The sequence below is a fragment of the Pirellulaceae bacterium genome, assembly GCA_029243025.1.
Taxonomy (GTDB): Bacteria; Planctomycetota; Planctomycetia; order Pirellulales; family Pirellulaceae.
The window spans coordinates 218,037-233,662 of sequence record JAQWSU010000002.1; the positions used below are offsets into that span (position 1 = coordinate 218,037).

Sequence of the window (15,626 nt, forward strand, 5' to 3'; positions counted from 1 at the left end):
GTCGATGGGTGGGCGGGCCGAATCCGGGATACGGGGCGTGACAAGCAAAGTAACGATCCCCGTTGGCGAACGGTCTCCCTGCAGCGACCACTCGAAGCACACATTCGATCTGTTGCTCCCTCAAAGCTGAACTTGGCCGACGTAGCTTCTTGCTGCTATTCGTCGGTAACGCAGCCTTCAGAAGCCGATTTGACGTTTTTGATGTACTTGAACAGGGTTCCTCGCGTGGCTTTCAATTTGGGAGCTTGCCAAGCTTTTCGTCGCTGTTGAACTTCTTCGTTACTGACGTCGAAGTCAATGCGTCGGTTTTCAGCATCGATGGTCACTTGATCTCCGGTTTTTACCAACGCGATTGGCCCACCGACTTGAGCCTCAGGAGTGACGTGCCCGACAATAAAACCGTGAGAACCTCCCGAAAAGCGACCGTCCGTCATGAGGGCCACATCTTTGCCAAGACCAGCACCCATGATGGCCGAGGTGGGCGTCAACATTTCGGGCATTCCTGGTCCGCCTTGGGGGCCCTCATAGCGAATGATCACTACGTCGCCTTTAAGGATCAGATTTTTTTCGAGCGCCTCGAGCATCTGCTCTTCCGAATCAAACACATTGGCTCGCCCTGAAAATTTAAGTCCCTCTTTCCCCGTTATCTTGGCGACTGCACCTTCGGGCGCCAGGTTGCCTTTGAGAATCTGGATATGGCCGGTGGTTTTGATGGGATTGTCGATCGAATGGACAATGATCTGGCTGGAGGAAAGACCGGGCAGTGGTTCGAGATTGTCGCCTAATGACTTTCCAGTCACGGTAAGGCAATCGCCATCGAGCAGCCCTTTTTCGAGCAAATACTTCATGACTCCCGGGGTGCCACCGACCGAATGTAGATCCTCCTGGACGAACTGGCCACTTGGCTTCAAATCGGCGAGGAAGGGGATTCGATCGCTAACTGCTTGAAAGTCATCAATTCCAAGCTCAACGTCGACGGCTCGTGCCATGGCGATCAGATGCAGGACCGCATTGGTCGATCCTCCCAGGGCCATGATCATGACCATCCCGTTCTCGAACGCCGCGCGAGTCATGATGTCTCGCGGCTTGATATCCTTTTCCAGCAAATTGTGAATGACTTTTCCAACGCTCAGGCATTCATCTTGCTTGGCAGGGTCCTCGGCAGGAATCGAACCGCTGTAAGGAAGCGACATTCCCATGGCCTCAATCGCGCTGGCCATTGTGTTTGCCGTGTACATGCCACCACAGGCTCCGGCACCGGGGCAAGAATGACGGACGATTTTTTGGCGAGTTTCCTCGTCAATGCTGCCGGCCAGATATTCACCATAGCTTTGGAAGGCTGAAACGATGTCCAGTTTTTGTTCGTTCCAGATTCCAGCGCGAATTGTACCCCCGTAAACCATCAGTCCAGGACGGTTCAAACGACCGAGAGCCATAATGCAGCCGGGCATGTTCTTGTCACAGCCGGGAACGGTTACGCAGGCATCGTACCACTGACCACCAACGACGGTTTCGATCGAATCGGCAATCAAGTCGCGGGATTGCAACGAATAGCTCATCCCGTCGGTGCCCATCGAAATACCGTCACTGACGCCAACCGTGTTAAATCGAAAACCGACGAGTCCGGCGTCGGTCACCCCTTCCTTGATGCGTTTCGCTAGATTCAACAAGTGCATGTTGCACGTGTTTCCCTCGTACCAAATGCTCGCAATTCCGACTTGCGGTTTTTGCATGTCGTCTTCGGTCATGCCCGTGCCGTACAGCATGGCTTGGGAAGCACCTTGGCTTTTGGGCTGTGTGATTCGGCAACTATACTTGTTGAGATCGCCGCTCATCGTTGTTGCTCCAAAGGATATCGAAAGGGTATCGAAAGGCCCAATTCTAAAACCCTTGAAAGCCGAGCGGTAGTAGTGGCCGTTTCTCCGAACGGTGCAATCGACGTGCAATCGACGGTGCAATCAACGGTGCAATCAACGGTGCAATCAACGGTGCAATCGACGTGCAATCGACGTGCAATCGAATCATTGCCTTGAATTGCTTCCGTCCCCGATCGTTACCTGATATCATCACGGCATCACTTTTTACCTTGGGTAAGCACTTTCGCGTAAGGTGAGGAGTTGGGAGATTTTTCAAACGAAAGGGAGCCCGAATGAAATGCCGAATGATGGTGCTGGTGATTTGCCTGACTTGTTTGTTGGGTACCCCTGTCAAAAGTCAGGAATCAAAGTCCCTGTTTGACGGAAAGAGTTTGCAGGGATGGGAGGGCAATCCGGAAATGTTTCGGGTTCAAGACGGTGCGATTGTGGCCGGAACGCTGAAGCAGCCCATTCCGCAAAATGAATTTCTCTGCACCAAACAAACTTTCGGTGACTTTGAGTTGAGGTTGAAGGTGAAGGCACTTGGTGACGGTGTCAATGCGGGGATCCAGTTTCGAACACGCCGCATTCCCAACCATCATGAAGTGATCGGCTATCAGGCTGATGTGGGGGGGATGTGGTGGGGCAAGCTCTATGACGAATCACGTCGTCGAAAAACCTTGGCCGGTCCGGCCGATACGGTCGACATGAAGCAGGTCGTTCGTCGAGGAGACTGGAACGAATACGTAGTGCGATGTGAGGGGCCACGTGTTCAAATGTGGCTGAATGGGACTCAAACGGTTGACTACGTTGAACCCGATGGAAAGATTGCACGCCAAGGTGTTATTGCGGTGCAAATTCACGGGGGACCGCCGTCAGAAGCCTGGTACAAAGACATTCGCATCTCGCCATTGAATCCATAGCATGAGTTCCCCACCAGAACCGAATTCTCAACGTCTGGCTAAATCGGGCCGTCCGCCTCGAGCGATCTATTTTGATCTGGGCAATGTTTTACTCACCTTTGATCACTTGCGGGCCTGTGAGCAAATGGCCCTTGTAGCCGGAGTGTCGAAGGATCAAGTCCATGACTGTTTGTTTGAGAGTCATGGTCTGCAATTAGCGTACGAGCGAGGCGATCTGACCAGTGAAGATTTTTGTGAGCGATTTCGGCGGCAGCTCGATGTTGTTGTTGAAGACGAAGCCTTGTTACTGGCTGCCAGCGATATGTTCGCTCTGAATTCTTCGATGATTCCTGTCGTCACCCAGCTTGAAATTTGCGGATATGATTTGGGGATCCTTTCGAATACTTGCAAGGCTCACTGGGATTTTGTCACCGATGGCAAGTATGATTTCTTCGATCTGTTTCAAGGCCCGACCGTACTCAGTTACGAAGTTCGCTCGATGAAGCCCGCTCCGGAGATCTATCAAGCAGCGATTGAGTCTGTGGATTGTGAGCCGAGAGAAATCTTTTTTATGGATGACAAACTGGAGAACGTCGAGGGCGCCCGTGCCGCTGGGTTGGATGCGGTGATTTTCACCACAGCTGAGCAATTGGTCGAGGAACTTGCCAGACGGGGCGTTGAGCTCAACGCTTGACGCGCGACCGTGCAGATAACGCGTCGTTGATGGCTGAAGAATTGCTGAGCGAATTTCATCGTTTAGATGTAATGATTGATCAAATTCTCAATCATTTCCTGGCGACCGCTTTTGTTCGGGCTGATTTCACCCTTTTCGAGCATGTACGATTCGAGCGATTCAAACGATTGCTTGCCCGATTCGATTTCGGCTCCGATTCCAGAATCCCAGTTCTCGTAACGATCTCTCACCACTTCCGCGAGTGCTCCGTCGGCGCGAATTGCTGCAGCGACTTTTAACCCACGCGCGAATGTGTCCATGCCCCCGATATGAGCGTGGAAAAGGTCGATCGGTTCAAAGCTCTCGCGACGTACCTTGGCATCGAAATTCACTCCTCCCGGTGCAATCCCGCCATATTTTAATAGTGTCAGCATGATTTCGGTTGTGAGGTACAGATTGGTCGGGAATTGATCGGTGTCCCAGCCAAGCAGTAGATCTCCTGTGTTGGCATCAATCGATCCGAGCAAATGCTGCATGCCAGCGTAATCTAATTCATGCATCATGGTGTGACCGGCCAGGGTGGCATGATTCGTTTCGATGTTTAGTTTGAATCGATCCGTGAGTTCGTAGGCTCGTAAGAAATTGATGCAGGCGGCCGCGTCGGAATCGTATTGGTGCTTGGTGGGCTCTTTGGGTTTTGGTTCAATCAAAAAGGTACCTTTGAAGCCGATCTTGTCGGCGTAATCGACAGCCATATGAAAAAATCGGCCGAGATTATCTAGCTCTCGTTTGAGATTTGTATTGAACAGGTTTTGGTAGCCTTCACGGCCGCCCCAGAAGACGTAGTTTTCGCCGCCTAGCTCCTTGGTGACTTCCAGACATTTCTTGACTTGTGCAGCGGCGTAGGCGTAGACGTCGGCATTACAAGAGGTGGAGGCGCCGTGCATATACCTTGGGTGGCTGAACATGTTTGCCGTACCCCAGAGTAATTTGACGCCAGTTCGTGCCTGCTCTTCTTTGAGAACCTGTGCCACGGCATCCAGGTTACGGTTTGATTCCGCCAGCGTTTCACCTTCCGGGGCAACGTCACGGTCATGAAATGCGTAGTAGGGTGCCCCGATCTTTTCGATAAATTCAAACGCAACTCGGGCTCGATTGACCGCATTCTTGACCGAATCGCTGCCATCATCCCAGGGACGAAGCATCGTCGGTGCGCCAAACGGATCGCTGCCATTTCCACGAAAGGTGTGCCAATAGACAATGCTAAATCGCATATGATCCTTCATCGTCAGGCCTTCGACGACCTCTTTCTCGTTGTACCACTTAAATGCCAACGGATTTTTGCTGGTTGGCCCTTCGTAACGAATCTTTTCGACTTCAGGAAATGCGGCCATCGTGAACTCCTCAATCTTTACTCTTCTCATCGTTAAAGTGGCTAAGGCGACATGGTGCCACATGTTCTCGAGTGACGCAAGACACGCCCGCTTGTTCGTAGGCGGGAATGGCAAGGTTTCGTGGTCAGTCGCTGGAACTACTCGTTTTTCGCGCCAAGATCCAGTCGCCAACGGATGGCCAGAGCTGGGCGATGGCAAACAGCCAGCGAGCGGAAGAGGGAACGATCAATTCAGGGCGTCGTTGTTCACAGCTTTTTATGATTCGCTCTGACAAATCGGCTGGGGCAATCGCCTTGACTCTCGCACCCCCCCCCGGCTGACGCGCAGTAGCTGGCAGATCGGCTGCGGCCTGATCGTATCGGCTGCCCGCATCATCGCGTCGAATGGGACCGGGGCAGACCAATAAAACGTGAACTCCCGATTCTTGCAGTTCGAGTCGCAATTGATGGGTGTAGCCTGCGATGGCGAACTTGGTTGCCGGATAGGCACCCAGGAAACGTGAAGCGGTTTTGCTTGCCAGTGAGCCGATGTTGACCAGGTGTCCTTTCGACTGGGCGAGATCATCTGCTACGGCTCGAATGCAGCGAACGGTGCCGAGGAAATTCAGATTCCACAACGTTTGGAAATCTTCGGGGCTGGTGTCCAGGACGGCTTTCCTTGCAGATAATCCGGCCGCGTTGACCAACGCATCGATCGAATTCGACCGGCAACGAATTTGCTCAAACGCATCTTGCACTTGTTGTTGCTCTGTGATGTCGGTTGGCAGGACGGTGACTTCCGCCCGATAAGATTTGAGTTCCCGTTTCGCCTTTTTCAGTGCGTCGGAGTCGCGTGCGAGCAATACCAGCTTGGCCTGCCGTTTGGCAAACGCTTTTGCGATTGCCAGTCCCAAACCGGCCGATCCACCCGTCACAACGACCGTTTTTCCCTGCCAGTGGCTCACGTTCGATCTTCCCATGCCGTGGTGAAGGCTAACTGAGGCAAGCCCAGCTGACTGTGAATGAATTTCGCAAGCATCGACAAATGGGGATGCTCCTGTTTAATTCGGGCTGCCGGCGAAGCAATACATGGCCTCTGCGGTGCGGATGTAGATTCGATTTAACCGCGCAACCGGAGTTGCATAGATTGGCTCACCGAAATCATGAGATGAAAGGATTTTCCATTCCGAGTCGGCGGAGACGACTGTGACCACACCCTGCTCGCTGGCGAAGTAAATTTTTCCAGCTGCGGCGATTGGTGAGGCGTAATAGTTGCCTCGCCCTTTAAGTCGGCCACGTTTTCGGACTTTGCCTGTCTCTGCGTCCAGGACTGTCAGGATACCCCCGTCCTTCACGAGGTAGATATGGCCGTTGTGGTAGAGCGGGCTGGCCACGTACGGTATGCCTTTCGCATATCGCCACAAGATCTGATTTTCACCTAATTCGCCATGGCCGCGCGGTCGGACTGCGATGATCGCATTATCGGCACGCTGGAAAACTTGTGCCTGCTTTTCCCACTCGGGCTGATCGATCCCTTGATCTTGGTCGAGATCGATTCGGAAAAATCGTGTGAGAACGGGACCGAGTGGTAACTCGTCTCGGCTAATTTTTCGATCATCGTTTTTGTCGTATTGTTCAATCGCATCGGACCAGGAATCCATGGTGATTCGCTCACCCACATCGCCACCCGGTGACCAGGTGGCAACATACAATACATCGTCGTGAATCGCTGGGGTGGTATTGACGATTCGAGCGAGACCATGCATCCACCAAAGACGCTTGCCTGTTTTGGGGGCGTATCCCGTCAGGGTTAAAGCGCCGGCGACGACGATCTGTTGTTCTGGTCCCGACTCAAAAACCACGGGAGTGGCATAGCTTCGAGTGAATTCATTCCGCGTGACTTCCCAGCGGGTTCGACCGGATTGTGTATTTAATGCGAGCAGGAAATTATTGGTATCGTGGTCTTGGTTTAGGTATAAGGTGTCACCTAACAAAACGGGGGAACTCGCAGCGCCGAATTCGTCTTGAAACGGACCCAATGGACGTGACCAAACCCTATTTCCATCGTGGTCGTAGCACAGCAGCCCATAGCTGCCGAAAAACACAAACACCCGGTCACCGTCCGAAGCGATTGTCGCGGCTGCTGGGCTCCCAACGCGATGGACTTCTTCCATTCGAGTCGCCGGTGCCTTGCGTTTCCACAGAGGTCGACCTGATGCCAAGTCACAGGCAACCGTAGCCAGTTCCTGTCGCTCCTGATCGTAAGTCGTGAGGAAAATTCGCTCGCCAGAAATGCAGGGTGTAGAGTGGCCGGCCGAAAGGGGCTGGCGCCAAAGCGTGGTATCCGATCGATCAAAATGCACGACTAGCCGGTCCGGCGATTTGGATTGGCCGCCATCGGAGCGGAAAAATGTGTATTGTTCTGCCCAGCCGTTAGAAACCGAATAAACCGCACTAGTGAAAATGAGCGTGACGATCCATGAACGCATGAGGGGACTCCCCTACTTTTTGCTGTCTTTTTGCCCGAAATGAGCGCCTTTGCAAGGCCGTTTGAGCCCGGATTCTAACGGAGTCAACCTGCGAAGTACATTGAGCTGTTTTTGTGCAGCCGCCGAAATTCGAAGCATAATAGGGATTCGTTTTCTCTTGCTACCAAGCCTCAGCTTCTCTTGACGAATCACTTGGGTCGATAAATGCAGCCTACGATGACATTGGCCGGTCCAACCCCGGACGCCTTGGACGAAATGCAAACGTCCTCGCCCAAGAACGAAAAAGTCTTTCGTATCTGGGCTGTGAGCGAATACTACTTCCCGAATTTTTCCGGCGCCGCGATTCAAGCGCATCAAATACTCGATCGACTTGCTCAGCAGGGCCATCAAATTCAAGTGCTGACAATGGCCGACCAAGCGGCTCGAAAACTTGCGGGTCGTCAAATGGAAGTTGATCGCATCAAGGTCAATTACCTTTCCGTATTAAATCGTTCCAGTTTGCGCTGGTTGCCAATTGGGAAGGTGAGAATTCGATCACTCAATGAACTCTTTCGCCGGGCGTCATTCGACTTGAAGGTGTTGTGGAAACTTGTCTGGCAGGGCCGCCGAGGCGATATCGTTCAGTTTTATGTGATTGGCGAGTTGACTCGACTGGTCATGTTGTTCGCTTCGTTGCGGGGCATGCACACCGTCATTCAGATTTCTCTTTGTGGCGCCGATGATCCGTGCTCAATACGTTCCAGCGTGATGGGGTTGTCTGCGCGGATGATGCGTTCATGTTTTTATACCGCTGGACGCATCGTGGGTTTGTCGACGGCGTTGACAAAAAGCTGTTTGGATTTTGGCCTCTCCAGGAAAGCGGTCTCACGTATTCCAAATGGCGTGGCATTGGAAAAGTTTCAATCGTCCTTGAGCGATGACCGTGACCAACTCTGCGACAGACTGTTTTTGAATCCCGATCAGCGGTACGTCGTCTTTGTCGGATCCGCAATCTATCGAAAAGGGATTGATGTGGTAGTTGCCACTTTCATTGAGTTAGCGTCTGAACGACACGACGTTGATCTATTGATTGTTGGCCCTTGTGACTTCGGCGATCGCACACGCCATGGTGCCGAACGACACGAATTAGTGACGCATCTGAAAGCGTCTCTGCAAGATCGAAAATTGTCGGATCGCGTTCATTGGCTCGGTGAAGTCAATGATGTGATTGATTACCTCCGAGTTTCGGAGGTGTTCTTTTTTCCGACTCGTCGAGAAGGCTTACCCAATGTCGTGGCCGAGGCGATGGCCGCTGAATTACCAGTGATTACATCGTTTATCGACGGAGTGACGACCGACCTGGTGGAATCTGGCATTCACGGCCGCTTGGTACACGGCCACCATCCCCTGCACTACCTGGATGCGCTAAGGGAATTATTTCGGGATGAAGAAAAACGCACTCTGATGGGGCTTGCGGCCGCCCAGCGCGCGAAACGAGAGTTTGATCTTACGCGGATTGCCAGGCAATACGAGGCACTCTATAACGGGCTGCTGGAGAGCTGACCCCAGCAAGAGGGTCAAATGCCGCCGCCGAGGAGGCATTAGCAAAACCGCCTGAGCGGACTCGAAGATGAAAAAATCTTGTCGACTGCTGTTCGATGACCTATGCTTCGTCCAGAGTCTGTAACATCCAAGGAGATCGAAATGAAGCCCCGATTGATTGCTCTTGTATTTGCCTGTGGGTTCTTCGCACTGGCAATCGGAAATACTGCACTGGCAGGTTGTGATGACTGTCGCTGTTGTCCACCGCCGCCTGTAGAAATGACCTTCTGTGCAGAAGATCCCTGCACCTGTTGCAAGTATGCTGTCGAAGTCTGTGTGCCGGCCTGTTGCGTGAATGAAGCGCCGTGCGTCACCTGGCGGCATGGTATCTTTGGACGCCGCATTGCAACTTACACTTGGAAGTGCTGCGGGTTTTCCTTCGATGTGGTCGTCAATCGGCACGGCCGACACTGGGTTCGTTAGCCAACCTCAACGGTTCGATCCGGATCAGGCAATCGGGTTTAGATCGGCTGCGTAAGGTTTTTAAAACACACTGGCGACAAATGGGGCTGGCGAACGGATGTTCGTCAGCCCTGTTGCTTGCGCCGAGGCGACCGACGTTTGTCGTGATCGTGGCTCATTCTATTGATCGAGCACCTCATTGATCGAGCACCTCGAATTTACTGACTTCCCACGTCAATTCATTGAGAGAACCCCATTGAATGCGTTGATATTTTTTGGGGTAGCCGAATTCGGCATCGAAATTAGCTCGCAGTGTGAGTTCTGGCGCCTGCGGGCTACGTTGAAGTTGGGATTGAACATCGTAGTCGATCGTCCGAAACATGCCATCGACGGTCCAAGTTGACATCGTTCGAGTGTTCGTGAGCGCGTTATTGTTAAATTTGGCCACTACCACCTGACCATCCCGAACTTCGGTCCAGTATCGGCCGGGCTGCCGGCCCTGAACGGTAATCTCGATTCGGTAATTGGGGAGTTTTTGGGAGTGCCATTTGTCTTTCGCGGCTGCGAAACGTGTGGCAGTCAGTTCGGTCAGATGGCCCGGGCCGAGGAAGAACATGAAGAGCAAGGTGGCGACCAAGCCGAGACAAGCTCCCAGAATGAGGGCGAAGAGGCGGAATCGCATGCGTCTTAAGTTCGTAGGCCGTTTGTCGATTTGATCCATGGTGTTGGGGGATCCTCTTGTTGGTGCATACACGCCATGCGAACGATTTGACTCTTTTTCACCGTCTGTTTGTTGTCCGTTGCGACGTTCATGCCCGTGGGTGCGCGATTGCCTACGGAATCGTCTGATCGACATCCTGCTTTTACCGTGGTATTTTGACGTCACGTGCCCCCTATCGTCAATGAATGGAATGAAATGTCTGGATTTCAACCGCTTGAAAGTCGCTCTCGGACGAAGATCGTTGCGACGATTGGCCCCGCCTGTCAGTCACGTGAGATGCTTGAGCAATTGGTCACGGCCGGCGTCGATATTTGTCGACTTAACATGGCCCATGGGTCTCGCGAGGACCATCAACGATTGTTCGACACGATACGTGAAGTTGAGCAAGATTCGCAGTATCCGATCGGAATACTCGTAGATCTTGCAGGCCCGAAAATCCGCTTGGGTGAGCTTTCACCGAATCCGCTCCCCTGCATCGTGGGGCAAGAGTTCACCTTTGTACGAGAAGCTGCTCAGGCGACGGCTGGCCAATTGACCTCGAATTATCAGCCATTGATCGATGAATTGACAGCTGGCGACCGTGTTCTCATGGCGGATGGCACAATCGAGATGACCGTCGTAGAAAAAACGTCTGACCAAGTGCGTTGTTGTGTGGTTCAGGGAGGAGATTTACGGAGTCGCCAAGGTATCAATTTACCCGGTGTCCAATTGAGTGCGCCGGCAATGTCCGAGGTCGATCGCGATAATGCACGATGGGCGGCGATGAACGGAGCAGATTTCATCAGCCTCAGCTTTGTGCGGTCGGCGGACGACATTCGCGGGCTCCGATCGTTGCTGGAAGAAGAAGGCGGCTCGGCCTTGACGATTGCCAAGATCGAAAAGCCGGAAGCACTCGAAAACCTTGAGGATATTGTCAAGGCTTCCCATGGGATTATGGTTGCCCGAGGCGACTTGGGGGTTGAAATCGATGTAGCCACGATGCCGGTTGCCCAAAAAAACATTATCGACGCATGCTCGACCTGGAAGAGGCCGGTGATTGTGGCTACTCAGATGTTGGACAGCATGCAACGAGCAAGTCGGCCAACGCGTGCCGAGGTGACAGACGTTGCCAATGCCATTCTCGATGGGACCGATGCTTGTATGCTTTCAGGTGAAACTGCCATCGGTCAGTATCCGATCGAATCGGTTCGTATGATGAATCGTATTATGAAATCGATTGAAGAGAATCGTCTCAATACCATCAGCTGCTCGCAGCATTCGCAAGATACGAAAGTCCATGAGGTGACTTCTGCGGTGGTTCGGGGGGCCGGGGGGATCGCGGCAGAGATAGCCGCGAAAATTGTTGTGGTTGCGACTCGCAGCGGCGCCACCGCGCTGACAAAAGCCAAGGAACGTGATTTGATACGTACCGTCGCTGTGAGTGATTGTCAGCAAACGTTACGGCAGATGTCACTCTACTGGGGGATTCATCCGCTTCCAGGTGCACCGGACGACCTCGAACACCGCTTGGTCCAATTCATTGTTGATTGGGGACTCGAATCGGGACATCTGATCGCGGGGGATCGAGTTGTGTTTGTCACGGGCACCGGTGTCAAAGCGGACGCACACAATTTGCTGATGATTCACGAAATCGCATCATGATCGGTCTCGAATCATGATGCCCAGCAGCACGTTCACTCTTGATGACCATGCCAGTCGGCTTGCCACCAAGCGAGAAGAAAAACTTGCATCAGGCTGAATAGCCAAAAACTAAAGAGGCCACCGAGAATACCCATCGCGGTGCTGCCGAAGGCGAAGGTCGTCAGCGAAAGGGGTTGGGTGCTGGTGAGATTCAACGTCAGTCCGCCGCAGATAGCACCTGCGACACAGCCTAGCCCGGTCATGATTCGCATGAACCATCCCAGCGGCGCTCGTCGACTCAGACGTGTTGGCGGGGCAAAGTGGCTTGCTTCCGGGGGGCGGCGCAACATCGAATCGGGCCCATCTTCTGGTTCATTGGATGACCGTTGAGCGTTATCCCGAAGTCGGCTACCGATCGCATTCCCGGCTACATGGGTCGCCACGATCACCAAAGCCATGAGCAAGGCACTGCCGACGAGCGGCCCAGCGGCTACGAACGCAGCTAAGCATCCGCAGAACAGGGCAACCAATCCAAACATCGTGCGCAGGCCAAACCGGGGTGGGCCAAGGCCGCCCGCTGCCGGATTAACGTTAGTTTTTTCCGTCTGTACCATCTCGTGACCGTGTCGTGGAGTTTTGGTAGCTGCAACGTCGAAATTATATCGAGAAGCGGGGAAACGACTATTGATGACTCTGTGGGGAGGCGTCGCCTGGGAAAACGATTGGAATCGACCTCCGTCCCATCATCTCAGCCTAATCGGATTATCTTGGTAAAGTTGGCATTCTGTCGTTGCTGATGGGGGAGGAAAATGTTCAGATCGGGCCAAAAAGGCCAAATCGGACAAGCCGATGAGGAAATCGGAGGTGACGCTCGCAGGAAATCCGACGAAAATCGGTCGGGAGCTGTGGACAACCGATTTCAAGAAAAACGCACGCGAGTACGGTTGCAACGGTAGAGCGGGCTGACCGGAGCCCTTTCATTTCGTCCGCTGAGGGAGTCGTTTCCCCGTTTTTCGGTGAAAAATTATTGACGTTTCCTGGAGTGAAGCATGGCAAACCGCCGCCGATATTCGAAGTTCATGCTGATCTTGGTGTTGGCGTGTATCGGCTTTCTGATGGTTTACCTGCCGAGTGCAGCGATGCGGCAGTATCAATCGGCAAAGGATCTCGGCTCGCTTTGGGGCACGGTCTATCTGGTCTTTGTCTCGCTGGGTGCTTTGTTGATGGCGGCAGCCAGCGGTTGGGTGGTTTGGCGTCTTTGGGCGGCTTCGCGGCGGAAGCGCAAACGGCTCGCGCAGCGCGAGCGAAACCCGAGTGAAATGAGTTTGTCAGAGCGTGAAGCTGAAGTTGCACAAAACATTTCAGCCGTTGCGGAAATGCGGGATGCGGAAACTACTTCTGACGAATTGCGAGGCGAACTGTCTCCGCTGATTCAATGGATCGAAGAGAAGCAGGAAGAGCAGAAACTTGAAATTGTTGCATTCGGGACGGTGTCGAGCGGCAAATCATCTTTGTTAAATGCGTTGGCAGGCCGAGATGTATTTGAAATGGATCTCAAGGGTGGCACGACTGTGCAGCGAAATGAAATCCCCTGGCCCGGGATGGACCAGGTCACGTTGGTGGATACTCCCGGATTGGGAGAGGTCGACGGGAGTTCTCGACAGCATGTGGCGGCTGAGGCGGCTAAGGACGCAGATCTCGTGCTCGTTGTTGTCGATGGTCCGCTGAGAGACTCCGAGTTCCAACTGCTGCGGACTTTGGCAGAAATGGAAAAGCGGGTTGTGATCTGTCTCAACAAGGAGGATTGGTACAGTGAACAAGATCGCGATGCGTTACTTGATCAGATTCGGCGGCAGGTAAGCGACTTTGTTGAGCCGCTTGATGTTTTGGCAGTCCGCTCGCGACCGACCTTACGTGATCGAGTGCGTGTGTTACCGGATGGTGCTGAGTTGGAGGAGGAAGTCGAGGTTTCGGCAGATATTCAGACGCTCGCACAACGCATGATAAAAATTGTAAAACGCGATGGCAGCGATCTCTTACTCGCGAATCTTTTGTTGCAATCACGAGGTCTTGTCGATGAAGCGAAAGAGCGAGTCCGTGAATCGTTGGACCGACGAGCTTGGCAACTTGTCGACAAATACATGTGGGGCGCAGCGGGCGCTGCCGCGCTCAGTCCATTTCCGATGGTGGATCTGGCGGCTGGCTGCGCAATCTCAACAAAAATGGTGGTTGACTTGGCTCGCGTTTACAAACAGGACATCGACGTAGACGTGGCGATGAACTTGCTGGGACAACAAGGGAAAACACTTCTGGGTGTACTTGGTAGTAGCGTTGCCACACCCGTGATTGCGTCCAGCATCGCCTCCATGATCAAGAGCGTGCCAGGAGTGGGGACCATTGCGGGGGGCGTGTTGCAGGGGGTCGTGCAGGCTCTCATCGCCCGTTGGATTGGTGCGATTTTTATTCGTTATTTCCGCGATGAAATGAAGACGCCAGCTGGTGGAATGGCGGAATTGGCGCGACAGGAATGGGCGCGAGTCACAAGTGTGAACGAGATCCGAAGACTTGTTACAGCTGCCCGCCGCCATTTTCAGGATGACGATCAAGATTTTGAACTGGGGCCTCCGCAAGGCAATCAATGAACGATTCAAATAAAAGTACCGTCAGCCGCTATGAACAGGCGTTGGCATCTGTGCAGAAAGCCGTCGAAAAATTCAAGGGCTGCACGCCTGAGGAAAGAGAGCGGTTGCGGAGTGACTTATTTCAGTTGCAGGACATGGAGCAAAAGCTGACACAGGGACGCGTTGAACTCGTGCTGTTCGGCGAAATAAGCACAGGGAAATCAGCGCTGATTAATGCGTTGGTCGGTCGGGAGGTCGCTGATGTGGATGTCCAAGGTGGTTGGACGAAAGAAGCGAAAGTGGTGCCTTGGCACGAAACCGAATACGTTGTTCCCGGTCTCGATGGATCCGAATTGGTCTTAGTCGATACGCCCGGTATCAACGAAGTCGGTGACAGTGATCATGATGCGATCGCCAAGCATGCAGTTCGACGCGGTGACATTATCCTTTTTGTCTCAGATTCTGATATTAACGAGGTTGAGTTTTCGGCAGTTATGGCGTTGGCGGCTGTCCATAAACCGATCCTGTTTGTACTCAATAAAACGGACCTCTATTCAGAGAGTGATTTGCAAGAACTCGTGACGCAATTGCGAGATCGGCGGCTCAAGGAAATTGTTCCAGCCGAAAACTTTATTCTTGTGAGTGCGGATCCGCGCCCCGTCGAATATGTGATTGTCGATGACAATGGCAGAGAAAGAACCGAGTGGCGGAAACCAGAAGCGGAGGTTGCGAATCTAAAAGCTCGAATCCTCGAGGTGTTAGAACATGACGGGATGGATCTCATCGCGCTGAACGCGGCCATGTACGCCGCTGATAAGACCGATCGCATTGCGAAGCTGCGGATCGATCTGCGGGACCGTCGAGCCAATCAAGCCATTTGGAGTTTTGCTGCAGCGAAAGCGCTGGCCGTTGCCGTAAATCCTGTGCCGATCGCCGATATTCTAGGTGGAAGCGCGGTGGATGTGACGATGGTCATTACGCTGGCCCACATCTACGGACTCGAAATGTCCTGGACTAATGCGCAAAAACTCGCCTTTTCAATTCTTGGCGCTGCCGGGATGGTTTTTGCTGCGGAGGTGGCCACCCATCTGGCAGCCGATGCGTTCAAAACGTTGACGCTCGGGGCGGGGACCGTGTTAACGGCAATACCGCAAGGAGCCGCTGCCGGATTCGGTTCCTACATCGTGGGAAATGCCGCAAAGTACTATTTCGAACATGGTGCGTCTTGGGGAGGGGAATCGCCGAAGCAAGTCGTTCGTCGAATTCTGGAAGAAACGGATAAACAATCGGTACTCGAGCATCTGCGACAAGAAATTAGCAGCAAATTAAAGCGGAATTTTTACTCTCCGAGCGAGAAAGGCTAGGTTCCAATCTCTTGAACCGATTTGG

General features: G+C 53.1%; 13 protein-coding genes. 7 read left to right on the forward strand and 6 right to left on the reverse strand.

Features of this window, described 5'->3' with window-relative positions; all coding sequences use genetic code 11:
• Positions 1 to 155 precede the first annotated feature (155 nt).
• Positions 156 to 1,835, reverse strand: coding sequence for a dihydroxy-acid dehydratase (ilvD, locus tag P8N76_01050; protein ID MDG2380238.1), 1,680 nt, complete (start codon positions 1,833 to 1,835; stop codon positions 156 to 158).
• Between the two features lie 314 nt (positions 1,836 to 2,149).
• On the opposite strand from ilvD, the gene P8N76_01055 reads away from it, so the two are divergent.
• Positions 2,150 to 2,779: a DUF1080 domain-containing protein gene (locus P8N76_01055; GenBank protein MDG2380239.1), complete on the forward strand. Its 630-nt coding sequence runs from the start codon at positions 2,150 to 2,152 to the stop codon at positions 2,777 to 2,779.
• Position 2,780: 1 nt separating this feature from the next.
• Positions 2,781 to 3,452 (forward strand): HAD family phosphatase, encoded by a 672-nt coding sequence (locus tag P8N76_01060; GenBank protein MDG2380240.1) that lies wholly within the window; start codon positions 2,781 to 2,783, stop codon positions 3,450 to 3,452.
• Between the two features lie 62 nt (positions 3,453 to 3,514).
• Here P8N76_01060 and xylA read toward each other — a convergent pair whose 3' ends face one another.
• From xylA to P8N76_01075, 3 genes are all read right to left on the reverse strand, one after another.
• Positions 3,515 to 4,825, reverse strand: a complete 1,311-nt coding sequence (xylA, locus tag P8N76_01065; GenBank protein MDG2380241.1) for a xylose isomerase — start codon at positions 4,823 to 4,825, stop codon at positions 3,515 to 3,517.
• 124 nt (positions 4,826 to 4,949) lie between these two features.
• Positions 4,950 to 5,768: an SDR family NAD(P)-dependent oxidoreductase gene (locus P8N76_01070; GenBank protein ID MDG2380242.1), complete on the reverse strand. Its 819-nt coding sequence runs from the start codon at positions 5,766 to 5,768 to the stop codon at positions 4,950 to 4,952.
• A 96-nt stretch (positions 5,769 to 5,864) separates the two neighbouring features.
• Positions 5,865 to 7,292, reverse strand: a complete 1,428-nt coding sequence (locus tag P8N76_01075; GenBank protein MDG2380243.1) for a PQQ-binding-like beta-propeller repeat protein — start codon at positions 7,290 to 7,292, stop codon at positions 5,865 to 5,867.
• Positions 7,293 to 7,508: 216 nt separating this feature from the next.
• Here P8N76_01075 and P8N76_01080 point away from each other — a divergent pair, with 216 nt between their 5' ends.
• Together P8N76_01080 and P8N76_01085 are read left to right on the forward strand one after the other, a co-directional pair.
• On the forward strand, positions 7,509 to 8,834 hold the full coding sequence (locus P8N76_01080) for a glycosyltransferase family 4 protein (protein MDG2380244.1): 1,326 nt from the start codon (positions 7,509 to 7,511) through the stop codon (positions 8,832 to 8,834).
• 141 nt (positions 8,835 to 8,975) lie between these two features.
• On the forward strand, positions 8,976 to 9,296 hold the full coding sequence (locus tag P8N76_01085) for a hypothetical protein (protein ID MDG2380245.1): 321 nt from the start codon (positions 8,976 to 8,978) through the stop codon (positions 9,294 to 9,296).
• Between the two features lie 175 nt (positions 9,297 to 9,471).
• Here P8N76_01085 and P8N76_01090 read toward each other — a convergent pair whose 3' ends face one another.
• Positions 9,472 to 10,131 carry a DUF6174 domain-containing protein gene (locus P8N76_01090; protein MDG2380246.1) on the reverse strand — a complete coding sequence of 220 codons (660 nt, stop codon included), beginning with the start codon at positions 10,129 to 10,131 and terminating at the stop codon, positions 9,472 to 9,474.
• A gap of 60 nt (positions 10,132 to 10,191) precedes the next feature.
• Between P8N76_01090 and pyk the strand changes: the two genes are divergently transcribed.
• Positions 10,192 to 11,637: a pyruvate kinase gene (gene pyk / locus P8N76_01095; protein ID MDG2380247.1), complete on the forward strand. Its 1,446-nt coding sequence runs from the start codon at positions 10,192 to 10,194 to the stop codon at positions 11,635 to 11,637.
• Positions 11,638 to 11,669: 32 nt separating this feature from the next.
• Here pyk and P8N76_01100 read toward each other — a convergent pair whose 3' ends face one another.
• Positions 11,670 to 12,230 (reverse strand): hypothetical protein, encoded by a 561-nt coding sequence (locus P8N76_01100; protein ID MDG2380248.1) that lies wholly within the window; start codon positions 12,228 to 12,230, stop codon positions 11,670 to 11,672.
• Positions 12,231 to 12,665: 435 nt separating this feature from the next.
• On the opposite strand from P8N76_01100, the gene P8N76_01105 reads away from it, so the two are divergent.
• Both P8N76_01105 and P8N76_01110 read left to right on the forward strand, forming a co-directional pair.
• Positions 12,666 to 14,258: a DUF697 domain-containing protein gene (locus P8N76_01105; protein ID MDG2380249.1), complete on the forward strand. Its 1,593-nt coding sequence runs from the start codon at positions 12,666 to 12,668 to the stop codon at positions 14,256 to 14,258.
• Positions 14,255 to 15,601: a GTP-binding protein gene (locus tag P8N76_01110; protein ID MDG2380250.1), complete on the forward strand. Its 1,347-nt coding sequence runs from the start codon at positions 14,255 to 14,257 to the stop codon at positions 15,599 to 15,601. The genes P8N76_01105 and P8N76_01110 overlap by 4 nt, the downstream gene beginning before the upstream one ends.
• Positions 15,602 to 15,626 lie beyond the last annotated feature (25 nt).